General features: G+C 70.2%; 23 protein-coding genes. 6 read left to right on the forward strand and 17 right to left on the reverse strand.

The window, feature by feature from the left end; genetic code table 11:
• Positions 1 to 182: 182 nt before the first annotated feature.
• Entirely contained in the window at positions 183 to 1856 is a 1674-nt protein-coding gene (locus ACJX2R_RS12745) for an IS1182 family transposase (protein WP_413100209.1), read from the reverse strand.
• Positions 1857 to 2140: 284 nt separating this feature from the next.
• On the opposite strand from ACJX2R_RS12745, the gene ACJX2R_RS12750 reads away from it, so the two are divergent.
• Both ACJX2R_RS12750 and ACJX2R_RS12755 read left to right on the forward strand, forming a co-directional pair.
• Positions 2141 to 2473 carry an STAS domain-containing protein gene (locus ACJX2R_RS12750; RefSeq protein ID WP_413100210.1) on the forward strand — a complete coding sequence of 111 codons (333 nt, stop codon included), beginning with the start codon at positions 2141 to 2143 and terminating at the stop codon, positions 2471 to 2473.
• Positions 2474 to 2672: 199 nt separating this feature from the next.
• Positions 2673 to 3095 carry a hypothetical protein gene (locus ACJX2R_RS12755; RefSeq protein WP_413100211.1) on the forward strand — a complete coding sequence of 141 codons (423 nt, stop codon included), beginning with the start codon at positions 2673 to 2675 and terminating at the stop codon, positions 3093 to 3095.
• Between the two features lie 271 nt (positions 3096 to 3366).
• Here ACJX2R_RS12755 and ACJX2R_RS12760 read toward each other — a convergent pair whose 3' ends face one another.
• The 16 genes from ACJX2R_RS12760 to ACJX2R_RS12835 all read right to left on the reverse strand — a co-directional run bounded on the left by ACJX2R_RS12760 (position 3367) and on the right by ACJX2R_RS12835 (position 14463).
• Positions 3367 to 3870, reverse strand: coding sequence for a hypothetical protein (locus ACJX2R_RS12760; RefSeq protein WP_413100212.1), 504 nt, complete (start codon positions 3868 to 3870; stop codon positions 3367 to 3369).
• A gap of 30 nt (positions 3871 to 3900) precedes the next feature.
• Positions 3901 to 4770, reverse strand: a complete 870-nt coding sequence (locus ACJX2R_RS12765; RefSeq protein ID WP_413100213.1) for a DUF317 domain-containing protein — start codon at positions 4768 to 4770, stop codon at positions 3901 to 3903.
• On the reverse strand, positions 4767 to 5996 hold the full coding sequence (locus ACJX2R_RS12770) for an ATP-grasp domain-containing protein (protein WP_413100214.1): 1230 nt from the start codon (positions 5994 to 5996) through the stop codon (positions 4767 to 4769). Before ACJX2R_RS12770 ends, ACJX2R_RS12765 begins: the two co-directional genes overlap by 4 nt.
• Positions 5997 to 6058: 62 nt before the next feature.
• On the reverse strand, positions 6059 to 6352 hold the full coding sequence (locus tag ACJX2R_RS12775) for a hypothetical protein (protein WP_413100215.1): 294 nt from the start codon (positions 6350 to 6352) through the stop codon (positions 6059 to 6061).
• 32 nt (positions 6353 to 6384) lie between these two features.
• Entirely contained in the window at positions 6385 to 7620 is a 1236-nt protein-coding gene (locus tag ACJX2R_RS12780) for an MFS transporter (RefSeq protein ID WP_413100216.1), read from the reverse strand.
• Entirely contained in the window at positions 7617 to 8135 is a 519-nt protein-coding gene (locus ACJX2R_RS12785; RefSeq protein ID WP_413100217.1) for a regulator, read from the reverse strand. Before ACJX2R_RS12785 ends, ACJX2R_RS12780 begins: the two co-directional genes overlap by 4 nt.
• Positions 8132 to 8974 (reverse strand): winged helix-turn-helix transcriptional regulator, encoded by an 843-nt coding sequence (locus tag ACJX2R_RS12790; RefSeq protein WP_413100218.1) that lies wholly within the window; start codon positions 8972 to 8974, stop codon positions 8132 to 8134. The genes ACJX2R_RS12785 and ACJX2R_RS12790 overlap by 4 nt, the downstream gene beginning before the upstream one ends.
• Positions 8975 to 9015: 41 nt before the next feature.
• Entirely contained in the window at positions 9016 to 9429 is a 414-nt protein-coding gene (locus ACJX2R_RS12795) for a hypothetical protein (RefSeq protein WP_413100219.1), read from the reverse strand.
• A 10-nt stretch (positions 9430 to 9439) separates the two neighbouring features.
• Positions 9440 to 9883 carry a hypothetical protein gene (locus ACJX2R_RS12800; protein WP_413100220.1) on the reverse strand — a complete coding sequence of 148 codons (444 nt, stop codon included), beginning with the start codon at positions 9881 to 9883 and terminating at the stop codon, positions 9440 to 9442.
• The gene (locus ACJX2R_RS12805) at positions 9880 to 10362 is read right to left on the reverse strand and encodes a hypothetical protein (RefSeq protein WP_413100221.1); all 483 of its coding nucleotides are present in this window, start codon (positions 10360 to 10362) and stop codon (positions 9880 to 9882) included. Before ACJX2R_RS12805 ends, ACJX2R_RS12800 begins: the two co-directional genes overlap by 4 nt.
• Before the next feature lie 100 nt (positions 10363 to 10462).
• A complete protein-coding gene (locus ACJX2R_RS12810) occupies positions 10463 to 10777 on the reverse strand; it encodes an SH3 domain-containing protein (RefSeq protein ID WP_413105836.1) in 315 nt (104 codons plus the stop codon).
• A gap of 179 nt (positions 10778 to 10956) precedes the next feature.
• Positions 10957 to 11700 carry a hypothetical protein gene (locus ACJX2R_RS12815; protein ID WP_413100222.1) on the reverse strand — a complete coding sequence of 248 codons (744 nt, stop codon included), beginning with the start codon at positions 11698 to 11700 and terminating at the stop codon, positions 10957 to 10959.
• A gap of 17 nt (positions 11701 to 11717) precedes the next feature.
• Positions 11718 to 12416 (reverse strand): hypothetical protein, encoded by a 699-nt coding sequence (locus ACJX2R_RS12820; protein ID WP_413100223.1) that lies wholly within the window; start codon positions 12414 to 12416, stop codon positions 11718 to 11720.
• A gap of 18 nt (positions 12417 to 12434) precedes the next feature.
• The gene (locus ACJX2R_RS12825; RefSeq protein ID WP_413100224.1) at positions 12435 to 12920 is read right to left on the reverse strand and encodes a hypothetical protein; all 486 of its coding nucleotides are present in this window, start codon (positions 12918 to 12920) and stop codon (positions 12435 to 12437) included.
• Positions 12917 to 13459, reverse strand: coding sequence for a DUF4913 domain-containing protein (locus ACJX2R_RS12830; protein ID WP_413105837.1), 543 nt, complete (start codon positions 13457 to 13459; stop codon positions 12917 to 12919). Before ACJX2R_RS12830 ends, ACJX2R_RS12825 begins: the two co-directional genes overlap by 4 nt.
• Before the next feature lie 248 nt (positions 13460 to 13707).
• Positions 13708 to 14463: a DNA-methyltransferase gene (locus ACJX2R_RS12835; RefSeq protein ID WP_413105838.1), complete on the reverse strand. Its 756-nt coding sequence runs from the start codon at positions 14461 to 14463 to the stop codon at positions 13708 to 13710.
• Positions 14464 to 14975: 512 nt separating this feature from the next.
• Between ACJX2R_RS12835 and ACJX2R_RS12840 the strand changes: the two genes are divergently transcribed.
• The 4 genes from ACJX2R_RS12840 to ACJX2R_RS12855 all read left to right on the forward strand — a co-directional run bounded on the left by ACJX2R_RS12840 (position 14976) and on the right by ACJX2R_RS12855 (position 18679).
• Positions 14976 to 16109, forward strand: a complete 1134-nt coding sequence (locus ACJX2R_RS12840) for a C40 family peptidase (RefSeq protein WP_413100225.1) — start codon at positions 14976 to 14978, stop codon at positions 16107 to 16109.
• Positions 16110 to 16245: 136 nt separating this feature from the next.
• Positions 16246 to 16560, forward strand: coding sequence for a DUF6112 family protein (locus ACJX2R_RS12845; RefSeq protein WP_413100226.1), 315 nt, complete (start codon positions 16246 to 16248; stop codon positions 16558 to 16560).
• Positions 16560 to 17252: a hypothetical protein gene (locus ACJX2R_RS12850; protein ID WP_413100227.1), complete on the forward strand. Its 693-nt coding sequence runs from the start codon at positions 16560 to 16562 to the stop codon at positions 17250 to 17252. Before ACJX2R_RS12845 ends, ACJX2R_RS12850 begins: the two co-directional genes overlap by 1 nt.
• A 32-nt stretch (positions 17253 to 17284) precedes the next feature.
• Positions 17285 to 18679, forward strand: coding sequence for an ATP-binding protein (locus tag ACJX2R_RS12855; RefSeq protein ID WP_413100228.1), 1395 nt, complete (start codon positions 17285 to 17287; stop codon positions 18677 to 18679).
• Positions 18680 to 18760 lie beyond the last annotated feature (81 nt).

Raw genomic sequence — 18760 nt, forward strand, 5'->3', positions numbered from 1 at the left:
CACAGCATCCGCACCAGACATTGAATCCAGGGCCGCCCACGACAGCCAGTGCGAGAGGGTCGGGAGCCCTGTCGACTCCGCTCCACCCTTTGGTCATGGGGTGGAGCGGCCTGGTCTCCGTGCGCGGCAGATCACACGACCCCGGGCCCACGTGGAAGCTGTTGGCTAATTCGTGGTCCTGATCACTTGGTCCCGTCGAGTTGTTTCTCGGCGGAGTGAAGTCGTGCGAAGTGGCTGGTGCGGGTGTGAGCCCGAGGTGTCGCGGTGAGGTGGGCCTCGATGCGGGCGAGGTTGAGTGCGGAGCCGGTGAGCTGGTGCTGGAGGCTCGTCTTCGCAAGGCCACGGTAGCGGGATCTGCGCAGGCCACAGCGTTGGACGCCTTGGGAGATGGTGCCTTCGACCCCAGCGCGGATCTTGTACTGCTCTTTCCAGCGGTCGGTCTGCTGAAGGGCGCGGGCCTGTTGGAGGGCCTGGTGTTCGTGGTGTTGCCGCAGGGTCAGCGTCCTTCCTTCGACCTTCGGTGAACTGACGCAGTCGCGTAGTGCGGGACAAGGGCGACAGCTGGCCGGGGAGAATCTGACCTTGACCACGGGAAGCAGCTGCTGGGATGTGCCCATGGCCCACCGAGTGCTGGTGCGGCCCATCGGGCAGGTGACCTGCTGTCGCTCCCAGTCGATGGCGAAGGCGTCCTGTCCATAGCCGCCGCCGCTTTTCACCTGGGCGACGGTGACCTCTTGCAGCGGCCCGTGCAGGGCAACGCCATGCTCCCTCCGTGCGGTCACGATCTGCGCGGCGGTGGGATATCCGGCATCGACCCAGTGCTCACCGGGCAGGCAGTCGCGTGCCGCCAGCTGGTTGTGGATCGTGTCGGCCATCGCCTTGTCCGGGATGGTTGCGACGGTGGTGGCCACGCTCGTGATCAGGTTCGGGGCGTCGGGCTCGCAGGTCTCGGTGAGGTGGACTTTGTAGCCGTCCCACATGGTGCCGCGCTTGACGCTGCCGCGTGCCTCAGCGTCATAGGGCGTGACCAGGCGCATCGCGCCCGGCGGCCGGTCTTTTGGGTCCCGCCGTGCCACCTCGCCCTCAACCAGATGGAAGTGCTGGACCCACACCTGTCGCAGAATCTCCACCTCGTCCAGCGCACCAAGCCCGTGCGGTGCGCCGGGGTCGAAGACCGCCTCAAGCAGCCGCATCCCGTCCGCGCCGATCCGCAAGCCCACCTCGTCCCGCTTGGCGCGGGCCTTGGGGAACCGCGAGTCCTCGGCCCTGGTCGCGTAGTGCCTGAACCAGTCCGGCTCCGCCACTTCCACCAGCCAGTCAGGGGCGGCCTGGGCCAGCGCGTTCAACGCTGAACGCAGGGTCTCCGCCACCAGCTCAAGCCAGTTCAGCTCACGTGCCGCCGAGGACACGTGCGTGGAATCGGTGCGGGCCCGGCCCGCGCTCTTGAGCAGCCCCTTCTCCCGGGCTGCAACCAGGATGCCGTCCAGCACCCGCCGTCCGGCGTCCGCCCTGGTCAAGCGGTCCCTGAACTCCGACAGCACCGAGAAGTCGAACCCCGGATCTTCCAGTTCCAATCCGAGCGCGTACTTGAAGTCGATCCTTGCCCGGACCGCCTCCGCAGCCTGCCGGTCGGTGAGCCCCTCCACGAACTGCAACACCAGTACCAGCGCCAACCGCCCTGGTGACCAGGCGGGCTTGCCCCGTGCGGGGAACAGGTCCGCGAACTCCTCATCGGTGAACAACGGCCCCAACTGGTCCCGGACCCGGATCGCCAGGCTCCCCTTTGGGAACGCGGCCCGCGCCACCCGCATCGTCTCCGCCGGGATCGCCCCCGGCCCCCTCGGCTGCATCGACATCGACACCCACCCCATACGACAACGTCGGCGTTCAAGACCACAACCGCGTCTTGAACGCCGACGTCACGCGAGCCCCCGAATTAGCCAACAGCGTCCCACGTGGTCCGGGGTCGTCGCACGAACAGTTCCCCCGCCTCGGCCATGGAGGAGCATCCACGACAACGGATACATCCCCGCAACCCGCATGACCGCTGACGTCCCCGGTGAAGGTGGACAGGGCCGCTGGTCTGGGGGTTTCCTGGGCACAGGCCCTTCAGCCCGGCTCGCGCCGAGGAGGCAGGCCGGTGCACGAGACGATCAGGGTGGATCGGAAAGCCACCGGACCCGGCAGCTGCCGGGTCGCGGTGTCGGGGGAGCGCGACCTTGTGACCGCCGGCGAGGTGCGTCAGGCACTGCGGAGCGCCGTCGGGGAGAACCAATTGGTGGTCGTCGACCTCGGCGGGCTGACGTTCTGCGATTGCACGGGGCTGAGCGCGCTACTGGCCGCCGCCCGCACCGCTCGAGCCGGTGACGTCGAACTGCGGCTATGCGCCGTCCCACATTTCCTCGCCCGCATCCTGCGGCTCTCCGGCACCCGCGGTTCATTCACCATCGAAGAGGGACACGGCCCGCCATAGAGCTGCCCCTGGAACATCAGCTTCGGGCGGAACCGCCCGAAGCGACGATCCTCTTGATCACCGGATCCGCCTTTGATCAAACAGTCCCTCAACACGCTGATTCAACAGGGAAGTGCAAGGCATCCATCACAACCTGACACGAGACCAGGTGGAGCGGGCAGTCGAGGCAGTCCGAAGGGACTTGGCGTGGCGCGAGACGGTGGCGACCGTCCAGAACCCAGTGTGGCCGGGGCCGAACGCGGTGACAGTGGCGATGTACCCGGAGAACCAGCTGGCCGCGCTCACGGCAAGGGTGCGCAAGGCGGTGTCCGGGGTGGAGGGCATCAACCTCCGGCCGGCCGGGGAGCGGGCCTGGCCGCACTCCACCCTGGCGTACTTCCGAGCCGGTGACGTACACGACGCCGCTTGCAACCGGCGGCTACGCAGCATCCACCCCGACCGGGTCGAGATCACCATCAACCGCGTGCACGCCGTGTACATGCACCAGGATCCCGACTGCCGCCATTACACCTGGGATCACCTCGGGCGCTCCCTCTGGGAGGCAAACGGAAGATCACGGTTCGCGAGCGGCTCGACGAGCTGGCACCCAAGCCGCCAGGGAAGGCGACGAGCTGTGGCGTGACGCCTGGGACCGGGCCCGGGCCGTCAAGCCGGCGCCCAGGTGAGGGTGCCGGTCATCGCGACAGCGACGGCGCCGGATCGGACGAAACGTGCGTGCACGAGGAAGAGGGCTCCTTGGAGCCGGGGGGACAGGGGAAGGTCATCGCATTCGACCAGAGACCGGAGCGGGAGGCGACGGAGCAACGGGTGTGTTGCCGTGAGGTTGCTTGGCTGTCGTGCTGGGGACGTAGAGGGCGCGGCGGGTGTACGCCGGGGCTGGCGATATAGGCGGCTCAGCGGCCGCGGGCGCCATTGCGAGCGGCCGGCACGGCTGGAGCCGTGTGCGTGGTCCGGCCTGCGGCGCGGCTCGGTGCGGACGCGGTCCAGGCGCCGGGAAACCAGACGGCGGTGTACTGCTCGATGGCGTCGCGCAGCCCGGTGGTGACGGCCCCGTCCCACGGGGGTCGGCCGGGGCGATGGAACTTGTCGAAAGGGCGGTAGTAAAAGGTGCCGTAGTGATTCGTGTTCGGCCGGGTGTTGGTGGCTTCGTCGCGGCGGTGGAACGTTCCGTGATCCACGAAGCTGAGCGCCACCGCGTCGATCTCGCCGCGTTCCGGGTGGACGACCGCCAGGCGCAGGCCGCCGTAGGTGTCCGCGCGGATGGTGCGGCTGAAATCGATCCGCAGCCGCAGCGGTACGCCGGGGTCGGGAGCGGCGAAGTAGGTGCTGCCCACCACGGTGCTGTTATGGAAAGCGAGGCACAGCTCGGCGAAGAACTCGGGGGCCTGAAGGGACAAGACGGGTCTCCGGTACGGGTCGGGCTGGTCCTACCGGCGTGGACCGGGCAGGGCCGGTCGGCTGGTGGTGCTCCAGCGCGGGACGCTGGGAGCGTGGATCGCGGCCTGGCTGCGGGATGAGACGGCCCGCTGCACGTCGAGCGGGGTGGGGGCCGGCGGCCCGGGCGGAAGGATCGGGGCGAGCTGGGCCATGCCCTTGATGTAGCTGAAGGTCTCCTGACGCCACCGAGGCAGCGGAGCCGGATCGGCGACGCACTCGGTGACGGCGGTGAGCAGGGCGACGGGGGTGTCGGTGCTGGCCGTGGCGTACCAGACGGGCCGGTCGATGGACTTGCCCGCCCACAGCTGCCAGCGGGCGTCCCGTGTTGTCAGCTCGGCTTCCGGATCGAGGTCGCCGGTGGTGAACTCCATGCCGGCGAGGCCGTCCGGTGCCTGGACCGCGAAGACGCCCCAGCGTGGGCGGTCGATCTCCCAGCCGTGTTTCAGGAGTGGGACGACGGCGAGGAAGGGATCGTGCTCGTCGCTTCCGGAGGCCGGCCGGGCGAGGTAGGTGTCCGGGCCCTGCTCGTACGCTGTGGCGAGGACGGTGGTGAACGCTTGGACGACCTCGGTGGGGACGCGGTCGTTGAAGCAGGCGCCCCAGGTCGGCGGGCCGAACGGATCGCGGTAGGCGTTGATGCGCCAGAGTCCGTCGTCCTCGCCTTCGGGGAGGTAGCCCAGGCGCACGCGCCGGTCGGGGGCGTGCACGAAGGTGTTGCCGAGATCGTCGTGCCGCAGATCCCAGCCGAGCTCGAGAAGCGGGGCGAGGGCGGGGTCGCCGACCCCGGTGGTGGAGGCGAGGTAGCGCGGGGAGACGTAGACGTCGCCGTCGATGTCGCGGAGCGGATCGGGCCGGGTCATCGGTCCGCCCGCGTGGTGACGGTGATCTCGTCGGCGGCGGTGTCGAGGCGTTCGGTGACCTCGGCTGTGTCGCGGCCGGTGACGATGTAGAACCCGGCCCGGGCGGTGAACAGGTCGCCTTCGGGCGGCAGGAGAAGCGGGTCGCCGATCTGACGGATCCACTGCACCTGCCGCAGCCAGGAGGTGTGGGCGGCGAACGGCTGGTTGATGTGCCGTGCGGTGAGCGTGCCGGAGACGGCCGGGTAGAGCATGCGGATGCCCGCGGCCCCCCGGTGGGCTGCGGTGAGGTCCGGCGGCATGCCGCAGGCGAGGTCGGCGGCGGCGCGCGGCAGGTCGATGCCGGTGGCAAGGCGGACGAGGTGGCCGATCATGTCGCCGCCGATGCGTGCGTTGACCTCGATCAGCCGGGGCCGGCCACTAACGAGGCGCAGCTCGACGTGCTGCACGCCGTCGGTGATCCCCAGGGCCTTGACCGCGGCGGCGGCCACCGGGCCGACCTGCGCGAGGAGCGGGTCGGTGGCATCAACTGTGTGCCCGGTCTCGTCGAAGTACGGGGCCGGTCCCAGGTGCTTGCGGGTCACGGCGACTGCGGTGGTCGCGCTGCGGTGGGTGACGCATTCGACGGAGACTTCCGGCCCGTCGAGATACTCCTCGACCAGGACACCGGTGTCATCCCGGCTGCGGCTTGCACCTGTCGAGGCGAATGCGAAGGCTCCGGGCAGCTCCTCGGGACGGTCGACGCGGATCACGCCGATGCTGGCGGCGGACGCCGCGGGCTTGATGACGGCCGGGTAGCCCAGGGTCATCGTCGCAAGGCCGGCCTCCAGCAGGGTCCGCGCCTTCATCGAGGCGGCCGACGGCACCCCGTGGCGGGCGAACAGCGTACGGGCGGTGGCCTTGTTGCGGCAGCCGCACATCACCTCGACGGAGTTCGAGGGCAGACCGAGCGCGCGGGCGAGGCGGGCGGTGGGGATGAGGTGCCACTCGTCCCAGGTGACCACGCCGGCGAGGTCGTGGCGCTCGGCCAGCGCCCGTCCGCCGGTGAGCAGGGAGGCGTAATCGCTCAGGTCGACGACGGCGTGGTCGACGATGAACGGCTTCTCCCATGACGGCTCTCCGCCGGTGAGCAGGACGACGTCGTACGCGGCGGCCACTTGCTCAAGGCAGTAGCCACGATAGGTCTCGTCGCCGGGAGAGACGACGAGTACGAGGGGACGAGCGGACAAGAGGGAGGTCTCCGTATCGGTGGACGGCAGGACGAGAGACGAGAGTGGGGTGGAAGGGTGTCTCAGGGGGCACGGCGGCGGCGCAGTTCGAACGCCTCTGCCCAGTGCGGGTGTTCGCTGATCAGGCGGCGGGCGTAGAGGGCGGTGAAGTTGTTGTTCAGCCCGGCGACGCCGTACGGGAGCTGTCGGCGCAGGTCTTCGAAGAGGTCCTTCAAGCTGACCCGTGTGGCGCCGGCCGCCAGGCGGCGGGCGGCCATGCGTTCCAGAGCGCGATAGACGTGCGGGTTCCGCGCGTCGAAAGCGTGAAACTGCTCGGTGATGGTGCGACCGCGTGGGCCGAGAACAGCGGCGGGCATGGGGTTCTCCACAGGCTGGGGGCGCGAGGGGGTCAGGTGCGCAGGGCGGGGTCGGTGCGCAGGCGGGCGAAGGCGCGGAGCAGGCCGAGAGCCTGAAGGGCGGCGCAGGCGGTGATGACGTGGCCCAGCGTGTCGGGCGGGGTGAGCGCGGTGAGCACGCCGGCGACGGGGAAGGGCAGCAGGAGGATGAGGATGGTCGCCGAGAGGGTGCTGCCGAACTTCTCCGGGGGGATCAGGCGGGAGCGCAGGGTGCGCAGGACGACCGTCATGCCGCCTTCGCCCGCCGTAAGGGCCGCGACAAGGACCAGGTAGGACGGGTAGTCGGGGGCCTGGGCGGTGGCGAGACAGGCGAGCGAGGCGAGGGCGGCGCAGGTGGCGCCGACCGGCCACAGGCCCAGGCGGTCGATCGCGAACCGGCAGAGTGTGACGCTGAGGAGCGTCGCTCCGGCGGCTGCGGACCAGACCAGTCCGACGGCAGTGGTGGACTGCCCGAAGTGCTGGACGACGATCACCGGGCCGGCCGCTTGGAGGAGCCCGGTGGCCAGGTTGGACAGGGTCAGCCCGGTCACGAGCCAGCCGAGCGCGGGAAGAGAGCGGATGGTGCGCCACCCGGTGAGGAGTCCCGCGCCGGACTGTCCCTTCGGCGCGGGGACCAGGGCGACGGGTGAGGGGGGTGTGCGCAGGGCGAGCATCGCGGCGAGAAGTGAGAGCACAGTGATCACGGCGAGCATCGCTGGCGGCCCGGCGAGCAGGAGAAGTCCGGCGAGCGCCGGGCCAGCCAGCGTCGCAGTCTGGTCGATGCCGAGCAGAACGGCCTGGACGCGGTGAGCCCGTGCCCCTGCCCGTCGGCCGGCTGCGGCCCCCGCCGTCTCGGCCGCGATGTAACTGAACTCAGTGAGCACGCCGGTCGTCGCCGCGAGCACCATCACGGTCACGCTCGCCACGGTGCCGGACGGGTGGAGGTAGAGCAGGACCGCGCCGGAGGTGAGGGCCAGCGCGCGTGCCAGGGAGGCGAGGTGGAAGACGACGGCCGCCCCGCGCCGGTCGACGACCGATCCGGCCCACCCGAACGCCGCCAGCCGCGGGATCCACTCCAGGGCGAACGCGACGCCCGTCAGAGCGGCCGAGCGCGTGGTGGCCAGGACCAGAAGCGGAATGCCGTAGGTGGACGTCGCGAACGCCAGGGCGTCCGCCGTGCGCGGCAGGTAGATGCTGCGCATCAGCCCGGCGGCGTGGCGCGCGTGCCGGGGTGTGAACGCTGCGCTCACGCGACCGGCTCGGAATAGGCAAGGGAGGTGACCTGCGGATTATCGGCCAGCCACTGGATCAGGAGGGCTCGAGGACGGGCCAGGCCCGCCTCGGCCTCGGCGCTGGGCAGGCGCGCTGCGGACCGCCGCGCGAAGCTGCCGGCGCTCTCGACTGCACGCGAGGGTGTCAGCAGGTCAAGGACGTGGCGGATGCGGTTGCTGAACTCGCAGACCGGTGACGGGTAGGCGTGGCGTCGGCCCCAGCGCGCCGCCGCGTCGTACAGGTCGGCCAACTCCGAGCCTGACTTGGTGAGTTCCAGGCCGGCGCCGGGCGCGGTCCGGACGAGACCGTGAGCGCGGGCTGCTTCGGTCGTGCGGCGCAGTTGGTGGGAGGAGAGGTCGGGGAGGGTGGCGCCCAGCCGACGTGGCGGTATCGCCCCGTTGTCGTCGATCTCGGTGACCAGCCGGATCAAGGAACGCGACGCCAGCAGCTCGACAGCGTTGCGCACTGCGGCAGGGGTGAAGAGGGTGGTCATCGGCGCGGACCTCCCGCCTGGACGGCCGCCTTCGGGCGGGCAGTCGTGGCATGGGAGAAGAGGTCGCGGTTGTGCCATGCCGGAGAGGGCTCACCCATCGGGGCTGGAGGGAGCGCCGCGTGGGTCGGCCAGGACTGGCTGCTTATCCACGACCTCAGGGTCGGCTTCGCCTGCGGGTGCCCCCAAACCGGGTGCTGGGCCGCCTGATTGAGGGGCTGCCCGACGGACCACGCGGACAGGGCACCCAGAACGGGGCCCAGGCCGTCGCCCGCCGCGGACAACCGGTAGGACCGACCGACGCCCTCGGTGTCGACCAAGCCGTCGGCCACGAGCTGCCGCAGCGGCGGGTAGATGTTGGTCCAGTCACTGCTGGGCATCACGATCCTGGCCAAGGCCCGCCCGCTGACCTCCTCGCGGGACTTGAGCACCCACAGGATGGCGGCCGCGTGCCGCCGGGTGAGCAGGGTGAGGCTGTCCTCGATCTGCTCGATCGCGGGCAGCGGGCGGTCCGCGGTTTCCAGATGCTCCTCGGCCCAGGTGACGATCAACGGCAGGACCGGCATGAGAGCGGCGCCACGCTCGGTATGCCCGTAGGTCACATACCGAGCGGTGTGTTCAGTCCGCTCGACAAGCCCGGCGTCGCACAGGGCCTTGACTTTCGGGTGGAGCTGGCCGTTCTGCAGCCAGGACACCTTGGCCGCCAGCTCGGTGTAGCGCTGCGGCGGGCCGGAGAGTGCCAGCAGGATCCTCACGTTCCAACGCGGGGTGATCATGGCGAGGGCCTCGGTGACCCGGGCGATGTCGGCGTCGGTGTCAGGGGGCAGAGCGGTGATGGCCAAGGGTGGAACTCCTGAGTGGATGGCAGGGGATCGTCTGCGGGTCAGCGGCTGTGCGCAGTGCTCTGGGCCGGAAGGGGCGGAGCCGGTAGCGGCGGCGATGGCGTCGGCGGGGATGGCGCTGGGGCCGGGACGCGGGCGAGGCTCTGCAGAATGGCCTGGACCGATTTGGCCTGGACGTCGCGGACCGCGATTGCCTCGGCGAGTTGGCGCGCACCGTCGAGGAGGTGGGTGACCTCGTGTCGGCTGATCTCCCGCTCAGGGTGGATGAGCCGGGCGAGATGATCGCGGTGGACGTCGATGCTGCGCTCGGCGAGGGCGAGGGCGTCGTGCATGCCGAGTAGGGCGGAGAGCATGCCGGGCGGCTGGTCCTGGGCGCGGGCTTCGAGATCGGCGAGCGGCGCGCCGTATAGGTCCTCGATCCGTCCGGCTATCTCGGTGGACGTGAGGTGAGGCAAGCGGCGGCTTTCATGGTCGGCGGGCCTGGGCCGCCCCGGCACGCTGGGGTGCCGGGGCGGTGGACGGGGGCAGGGATGCGGTGGCCCTGAGCTGCGTCGTGCGGACGGGCCGGGCCTGCTGGTCGGGCGGGGGCATGGTGCGCAGCAGCTCGCCGATCGCGGCGCGGTAGCCGTCGCGGGCGTCTAGTGCTGCTTCCAGCCATTGCGCGTCGAAGCGGAGCTTGTCCGCCGACAGCTCGCCCATGTCGCGGTCCGGGTCCATGTCCGCGCGCACGCGGTCTCGGACGCGGGCGACCTGCTCCTCGGTCAGAGCCAGGAAGGAGCGCAGTTCCAGGGCACGGGCGAGTGCGGGAGAGGCATCGGGGCCGACAGCCGCCTCGTACAGTTCGGGAACCGGTTTCCTGAAGATCTTCTGCAGATCGGCGTCCATGGTGCTGGCGATGACCCGGCTCATCGGACGGGCCTTCCCGCCCGCCACCCCGACGCCGGCGCGGGCGTACCCGCGGCCCGATGGGGAGCGCTGGTCTGCACCGCCGGGCCGGATCGAGGGCGAAGGCGGGCGAGCCGTTCGGTGGCGAGGCCCTTCCTGCCCGGAGCGTCCGGGTCGAGGAGCCACCGCACGACCATGGCCCGGCCATCGCGTGCGGTGACCGCCGCGTTCACATGGTGTGCGAGGTCCATCGTCGGGTCGTCGACCTCGCTGGGCTGGGTTTCCAGCGCGGCGAGGAGGTCGTCCTCCGCGCGGTCGAGCACCGACTGGGCCTCGACGAGAAGGCCGTGCCACCTGACGACATCGGTCGCGTCGGGATTCGCGGCAGGCGCGGCGGCGACCGCGGCCTTCAACTGGTCCATGTCCATGGCGAAGCGGGCTTCGATCCGTTCGGTGAGCAGGCCCACGACATCCTCAGCGTCATCGGATAGGCCGTCGGACAAAAGGAAAACTCCTGTTCTGGAAAGACCGATGCATGGGGGGAGTAGGAGGGGAGTCCGTACGCGGTGGTTCAGCGGCTGACGGGCGGCTGCTGGATTCCTGTCAGTCCAGGCACATGCGGATGTCGCGGTAGACGTATGTGCCGGAGACCCAGCCCTTGACGCCGGTGGACTTGTCCGTGATGTAGAGCCAGTTGCCGCTCTTCTTGGCCACGCTGAACTTGTGGCTCTTGTAGAGCACGCCGAGCGCGGTGGACTTCGAGCTGGCCTTGGACCGGATGGTCACGGCCTTGGCGTGAACCGCGTACGGCAGTGGCGGCTGGTCATAGCAGTCACTCGCGGGGGCCGCGGAGACAGCGGCGGGTGCCGCGCTGGCGGTGGTGGCGGAGAGCACCGGCAGGGCGAGCGCGCCGAGCATCGCCGCGGAGATGGCAATTCGGGTGGAGCGCATGCGGAAGAAACCTCCGTGAAGGCATAGGGATGGCGTGGAAAGGTGCCGCGGGTTGTCCCGGCGGCTGTATAAGAGTCCGGAGGATCGCCGGTTTGGCTAACCGGCGATCGTCGGCTATGTTCCGCCGCCCGCGTCGGACTTGGCGCTCAGCGCGAACGGCCGGGCGAGCGCGGGACAGGGGCCTTCACCACACCGGCCGGGCGGCTGGCCGCGGCTGCCGGGCGGACCGGCGGGAGAGGACCGGCCTCGTCGGCAAGCCGGTCCTCGCACCACTGCAGGGCCTCGCCCGCCGTGTCGAAGCCGACCTCGCGCAGGGTGTGCGTCCACGTCTCGGTGTCGACTTCCTCGACCACGACGCGGAACGGGCTGAGGGCTCGCTCGTCCAAGGCGCGCAGTGCCACGACGGTGACCATGTCGTCCGGGTCGTCGCAGGTGTAGGAGTAGCCCATGGCGTAGTGGTCACCGTCGCCCGCCAGTCGTCGCTCCAGCGCACGTGTCGCCTCGTCCGCCGGCGGTGGGCCCAGCTCGGGGTCGAGGCCGATGGCGTCGGGCGGGCAGCCACGGTGGATGAGCCACGACTGTGCCATCGCGGGCAGCGGCAGATGGGCCTGCTCGAAGCTGAACGTCCGCTTCTCGTACTCCCGTTGCAGATGTACGGCGAGCACCTGGGGCATGCCGGGGTGTCCCCAGGTGGCGGTGCGGTCGAACAGGACGTAGTAGCTATGCGCACCGTCGTGGTGTTGGGCGAGGGGGACGAGCATGTCCTCGTGGACGGCGACCTGGCGGTGGAAGTCGAGGTACATCTCCTCATCGGCATCGAGGTCGTCCAGCTCGAAGTCGACTTGCGGGATGGGCTTCCGGGCCGCCACCGGTTCGGTGGGAGACAACAAGGCCCTTTCGATGTTGTTCAGCGCCGCTGTGCCGGGGTGGGCGGCGACGTGCCGGGTCGAGCCGGGAGCGTGGGTGCCTGGGTCGTGGGTGTCCGTCGGGCGGCGGACAGGGCGGCGCGTCCGGCGTCGGTGAGGGAGACAGTCTGGCCTGCGTGCACGGGGTGGTCGGTATCCCGGACAACCAGACCGGCGTCCTCCAGCCGCTGCAGCTTGAGGTGAGGGATGCGGGTGCCAGAGGCGGCTGTGACGGACATCCGGCCTGTCAGCAGGTGTTCGTAGAGCTTGGCGCCGCCGGCGATGGCCAGCAGCGCCGCCTGGTCGTCCGTCGAGAGCTGCTTCGTGTCGAGCACGGAGGCCGCTGCGGCGGCCTCGATCGGCTCCAGGGCGGCAAGCACCTTCCGGGCAGCGGCCTCCCGCGCGTCGGTGGCCTCCTCCAGCTGTTTCACGGTGCGGTCGATGCGTGTGAACAGGGCGTCGTCGACGTCGAACTCGCCGCTGGAGAGGCGGTTGAGGAGGCGGAGGTAGAAGGTGACGCCGGTCTGGGCCTTGGCCAACTCGCGGTGCCGGTCGACCAGGTGGGCGTGTGGCTCGTCGAGGACGCCGCGGTCGCGGTAGGCCCACAGGGTGTCGATGGCGTGGCCGGTGACGGCTTCGATGTGATGGTCGAGAGAGGAGACCGCACGCCGGGCTGGTGTTGGCGCGGGTTCAGGGGGCATAGGCGACGCTCCGGGCGTTCAGCGGGTGTGGTGGTGTGTGGGGTTCTGTGCGGGACGGGGCAGCCCCGGAGTTGCGTTGGGCGGCGGACCGGGCCGAGGCGCGGGAGTGCGGGGGGTCAGCTGCGGGGGACGGGAGCGGGCCGCGTGGGTGCGGGCGCTCAGCGGCCGGCGGGTCATCCCCAGGCGGCGGCCGACCTCGTCGTAAACGTCGTTGCCGGCCCGTGGCCGGATGGCGACGACGTGGATCTCCCGCCGGTGCGCCGATGTTTCGGGCGCTGAGCGGATGCCGTAGACGACTCTCCAGTCCTTGCGGGAGTCGACGAACAGCTTGCGGTAGCCGTCCAAGTCACCCGTGAGTCTGAGACCGAAGCGCTGCGCGTTCACGATGTCCTGTAGGTAGGCGAGGGTGAGGTCGCGGATATCGCTGGGGGCCTGGAGGAGATCGGTCAGCGCCCGGGGGTCGAAGCTCAGGCCGAAGGCGGGCTGTCCCACTCCCGGGGTCATGCCGTCGGCTCGGCGGTCCCGGCGGGCTCCGCCGTGGACGCCGTCTGTGTGCGCACAGACGGCGGCGGGCCGGGCAGAAGACGGTGCGCGGGCCGGTCGGGAGAGGTCATGCAGGCCGACAGCGGCCCGCCCGGTGCGCGGATCGCCGCAACGGCATGGGCGAGGAAGTCCCGGTGCCACACGAACAGCCCGGAGAGGCCGGATTCGGGGTCCTTGTGCTGCTGGTAGGCGAGCCACAGGGCGTGGAGCCAGGCCACGACATCCTCGTGCTCCTGCCACTGCAGACACCAGGGCGCCGCAGTGGTGACTTCCGCACCGTAGACCGGGAGGAAGAAGTCGTCGACCCAGTCCGACAAAGCGTCGAGTTCGTCCTCCCTTTCCTCCCCGTCGAGTTCCAGGATCGGGCGGGGCTCCGGCGGAGCGGCGGCTGGCGGCCCGCCGAGCCCCGGCATGCCGAACGCGGCGAACGGCGATCCGCTCGGCGCTGGAGCGGACGCGAGATGGTCGAGTTGCTGCGCCTGTGACGCCGACTGCTCCATGAGCCGTCGGACGCTCGCCTCGATCCCCTCCAGCTGCGGATCGGGAATGCGAACCGGCTCCAACTCGTCATCGTCAGACGGTTTTATGGATTCGGGCATGAAAAGTTCGGCCTCCTACGAGACGCGGGATGACAAAAGACGGAAGGTGACAAGCGGCCCGGACCGCGAATTACAGGTTTGCTCCGGCGGAATGCCCGCCTAGCGCCACGAATGGGCGCCGGCTGTCCTGACGGGAGCGCGGTCGCAGCTCAGGCGGTGAGAATCACGTCGTCTTGCGTGAGGGTTGCGCGGATCGTCTCGGTGAGCCGGTCGGCCGCGATCGACGCGTAGTGCTCGGTCTTCTCCACGCCGATGAAGTCCCGGCCTTCCAGCAAGGCGGCGACCCCCGTGGAGCCGGAGCCGGCGCAGAAGTCGAGCACCGTGCCGCCCTCGGGACTGATCTTGACCAGCTCGCGCATCACCGCGACCGGCTTCTGCGTGATGTGCCGACGCTTCGCCCCCGAGGGCTGCGAGGCCGAGTACAAGCCGGGCAGATAGACCGGGTTCCGGGAGCCGTCGATCGCTCCCTTCGATGCCCAGACGATGAATTCACAGTTCTGGGTGAACCGGCCCTTCTGCGGCCTGGCCTGCGGCTTGTGCCAGGCCAGCACACCGCGCCACAGCCACCCGGCCGCCTGGATCGCGTCCGTCGTGACGGGAAGCTGGCGCCAGTCGGTGAACAGCAGCGCCGTGCCGCCGGTCTTCGTGAGGCGGTGGGCTTCGGTCATGATCTGCGTCAGCCAGAACCCGTAGCTTCGCTGGTCCATGTTCTCGCCGGTGAAGTCCGGCAGGGTGTGCTGGGCGTCAGTGGAGGTGTACTTCTGCTTCGCGGAGCGGCTGGTGCGCTGCTTCGCGGTCCTGCCGCCCGAGTTGTACGGCGGATCGGTAATGACGGAGTCGACGCAACCGTCCGGAAGGCCGGCGAGAACGCTGAGGGCATCGCCCTGGTGCAGGGAAAAAGGCAAAGAGGAACCCCTATTCGGGTGCGGAGTCACGGAGGGAGCTCACCGCCTCGCACCGGAGTCCTCGCGGGCCGGAAGTGGGCATACAGAAGCCCAGGGCCGCAGGCCGAGGAGGGCAAGGGGGAGTCCAAAAACTGTAGAGGCGAATGCGCCGACGACCAAGAAGTGCCCTGCCGGGGTATCGGATTCCGGCACCTCACGCCAGCTTTTTGGTCAACCGCCGATCCGCGCCTACTGTTCTTGAACCGCCCGGCGCACACCGCCGCTGGCTACTCCCGCCACACCTCACGGAGATCCCCCCTGCCCCGGCACACCTAGCTCACCGCCCGGCCACGCGGAGCGAGCGGCAACTCGCCCACACCGGCCCGCCCCCGATCGCCCACCCCGGCCGCCGCGCCCTTCCACCACGCTCGCGCACGCGGCACGTCCGGACACCGCACCCCGAAGGACACGCTCATGACCTCTCGCCACCCGCCCCTGCCCGAAATCGCTGACCGGCGCGCGGTCCGCTCCGGTTGAAGGCGCTCGCCGCCGGCATCGGCGTCGTCTTCCTCTCCCCGATCCTGATCGCCGGCACCGGCATGATGCTGGTCTCCTCCGCCGACGCCGTGCACACCAGCACCTCCCTCAGCAACTGCCCGACCGACCTCGACACCGACAAGGCCGCCGGACAGGTCACCAAGATCCTCGACGGCGCGTCCGGCAAGAACGTCCACATCAAGGGCCTGGATCTGCCTGCCGAACAGGTTCCCAACGCCCAGACGATCGTGGCCGCCGGCCTCTCGCTCGACGTGCCCAAGAAGGGACAGGTCGTAGCCCTCGCCACGGCGATGCAGGAGAGCCGACTGCGCAACCTCAACTCCGGAGACCGCGACTCCCTCGGCCTGTTCCAGCAGCGTCCCTCCCAGGGCTGGGGCAGCGCCCAGCAGATCCGCGACCCGGTCTACACCAGCGAGCAGTTCTACAAGCACTTGCTCAAGGTGGACGGCTGGCAGCAGATGACCGTCACCCAGGCCGCCCAAGCCGTGCAGAAGTCCGGGCTGCCGGACGCGTACGCGCAGTGGGAGAACCTGGCCACCGCGCTGCAGAAGGCCATCGTCAAGACCTTCCCCGGCGGGGGTAACGACGCGGACGGCAAGGGTGCGGACCAGGGCAAGCAACCGTCGACCGGCACCAGCGGCTGCGCGCCGGGCCAGGACGGTTCCGGCTTCGGCCGCATCCCCGAGGGAAGCGTCCCCAAGGGCTACAAGATCCCCAAAGACGCCGCCCCGAAGGCGCGCAAGGCCATCGAGTGGGCGATGCACCAGCTCGGCACGCTCTACCAGTGGGGCGGGTCCTGCACCAACGCGCACGGCCCCGACCCCATGGGCCGCTGCGACTGCTCCAGCCTGATGCAGCAGGCGTACGCCCACGCCGGCGTCCGCCTCACCCGCACCACGTACACGCAGGTCACCGAAGGCAAGGCGGTCTCCCCCGCCCGTCTCAAGCCCGGTGACCTGATCTTCAGCCGCGGCACCGCCGCCCGGCCCGAACACGTCGGCATGTACATGGGCGCGGGCCTCGCGATCGAGGCGCCACGCACCACCAAACCCGTCCGGATCACCCCGATCAAGAACTGGACGATTCTCGCCGCCCGTCGCGTCCTGTGACGCCGCACCCGCATGGCACCGCCCCGGGCGGTGCCGCCGCGGCCACTTCCGCGCCCCGAGCCCACCTCCCCCTCCGCTTCCCCGCTTTCCGCCGTCCCTCGCCCGGCCCGTGTGTGCAAGGAGCCCCGCCACACCTATGTCCGTCCCTCTCGCAGACCGCGTCATCCAGCTCACCTACGACCCAGGAATCTCGCCCCAGGGCGGTGGTCTGCCGGGCCTGAGCGTGCTGAAGAACGTCGTCAACTCGATCAACCTGTTCGGGATCGTCGCCGTCGTCGGTGCCCTCGCCGTCTCGCTCGGCGTCTGGGCCTGGGGTCACCACACCGGTGGCCACCAGGCCGAGGCCAACGGCAAGAAGGGGACGACTGTCGCCGCGGGCGCCGCCCTCGGCCTGGGCGCTGCGAACGGCATCGTCGCCTTCTTCTCCAACCTCGGGTCGCAGGTCCACTGATGCGCACCCGATTTCCCAACCTCTCACTGTCCTCGTACGGCGCGGGCTGGTCGGCCAAGGGGCGCACCGCGATCGTCGCCTGCGTCGTCGCCGTCCTGCTCGCCATCGCCGGGATCGTCGCCCTGCTGACCGGCGACGGGAGCGGCCACCAGGCCCCGGACACCGCCACGCCCGACCGGGCTGGCAGCCCGTCCTCCCCCGAGGCCACCCCGAAGCCTTCCTCCGGATCCGGATCGGTACTCAAGCCTCCGCAGGTCTCCGAGCCGGTCACCTACGCCAAAGCGGCGGCCCGGATGCTGTGGTCCTATGACACCCGCGACACCAGCCACAGCCAGCAGCTCGCGGGCATGCGCGCCTGGATGACCACGGAGGCCAAGTACGCCGACTGGGCCTCGGTCTCCGGCCAGGTGCCCGATCCGGTGCTGTGGTCGCGGATGGCCGACCAGGACCAGCACGCCACCGCCAGCGTCACCGAAGGCCACTACCCCTCCGCCTTCGAGCAGGCCCTGACCGACGACCCGACCGCGATCACCGAGGCATACATCTACGTCGTCACCGTCAACGGCAAGCAGCACATCAGCTGGAACAAGCACGGCGGTGGCACTGAGAGCCGCGCCGTAACCCTCGCTGTGCAGTGCCGACCGGGCCACCACTGCTCCCTGGCCGCCATCGCTCCCCAGATCACCCAATGACCTGTCCCGACTGAGAAAGGAGGACACACCCCATGGGCTTCTGCGACCTCCCCGTCGCGGACAAGGTATGCGCGATCGGCAGCGGAGCCAAAGACGCTGTCGACTTCGTCTCCAATCCCGGCAAGGTGATCGGCGACTGGATGGCCAAGAGCGCCGGAGAACTCGCCGCGGCAGCAGCCGATCTGGCGGCAAGGGCCGTGAACACCACCACCCGGGTCGACCTGAACGCGGCCTGGTTCCGGGACAACTACCAGATGCTGCTGCCGATCGGCCTGATCGTCCTCGTCGGCACCTTCTGCGCACAATTGGTCAGAGCCGCCGTCCGACGCGACGGACAAGCCCTTGCCCAGGCCGTCACCGGCACCGTCTCCGGCGTTCTGTTTGTCTTCTGCGCCATCTCCCTGACCACCGTCGCCATCGAAGTCACCGATGCCCTGTCCGACGGCCTCTTCCAAGCGTCCCACCTGTCGATCGCATCCGCGGTCCGCCGCATCGTCAAGGTCTCCCAGATCGCGGGCCTGTCCGGGATGGGCTGGCTCGTGGCCGCCTTCGTCGGCATCGGCGCAGCGATCGGAGCCTTCCTCTACTGGTGCGTGATGATGGTCCGCAAGGTCGGCATCCTCGTCCTCGTCACGCTCGCTGTCTTCGCAGGTGCCGGTGGCGGCTGGGAGGCCACCCGCCGCTGGCGGCGCGGATGGATCGAGGCCACCGCCACCCTGGTGTTCAGCAAACTGCTGATGACCGTCATCTTCGTCCTCGGCATCGCCGCCATGGGCAAGACCGAAGCCAAGGACGGCACCACCGCCCTCGCCGACGTCATGTCCGGCATCGTCATCATGATCCTCGTGCTGCTCTGCCCCTACACCACCTTCAAGTTCGTCCACTGGGCGGCTGAGGGCACAGACGGAGAATCAATTCACCGTGCCGGTGGCGCCGGCGCCCGGCTCGCCAAACAGCACGCCGAGAAAGCCACCCGCAAGGCCGCCGCCGCCGCTGTCGCCACCGCCGGAACCGGTGGCGCTGTCGCCGGAGCAGGCGCCGCACCGCAGGGGCCCGATGTCGGTGACGGGGGTGGTTTCCCCGGCGATATCGCCGCCAACCCGACAGGTGGAGGCGGAGCGGGCAAGGAAGGTTCGCAGGGCGCCGGAACGGGCGTCTCCGCCGGTGGCGATGCCGCCCAGTCCGGTCTGAAGAAGGCCGCCCAGCTCGCGCCGACCAGCGCGTCGGACGACACCAGTGGCCAGGTGGGCGGCGCACCGGGGCCGGGCGGATCCGGGGCCAGCGCCGCCTCCGGCCAGGGCGGTGGCTGGCAGTCCGCTCCGCCGACCACGGCCCCGCCGCCGCAGGGCGCACCCCCGTCCTCCAGCTCACACAACGCCCCGTCCAGCGGGTCGGCCTCACCTCCGCCGCCCCCGACCGGCCTGTGATCCTCCACCCGTCTGCCGGGGGCGGGAGGTGCACGGCACCTCCGCCCCCGGGTTCCACCCGCGCCTCCAGGACCCGCCCCT

This window comes from Streptomyces sp. Inha503 (genome assembly GCF_047215865.1).
Lineage (GTDB): Bacteria > Actinomycetota > Actinomycetes > Streptomycetales > Streptomycetaceae > Streptomyces > Streptomyces lycopersici.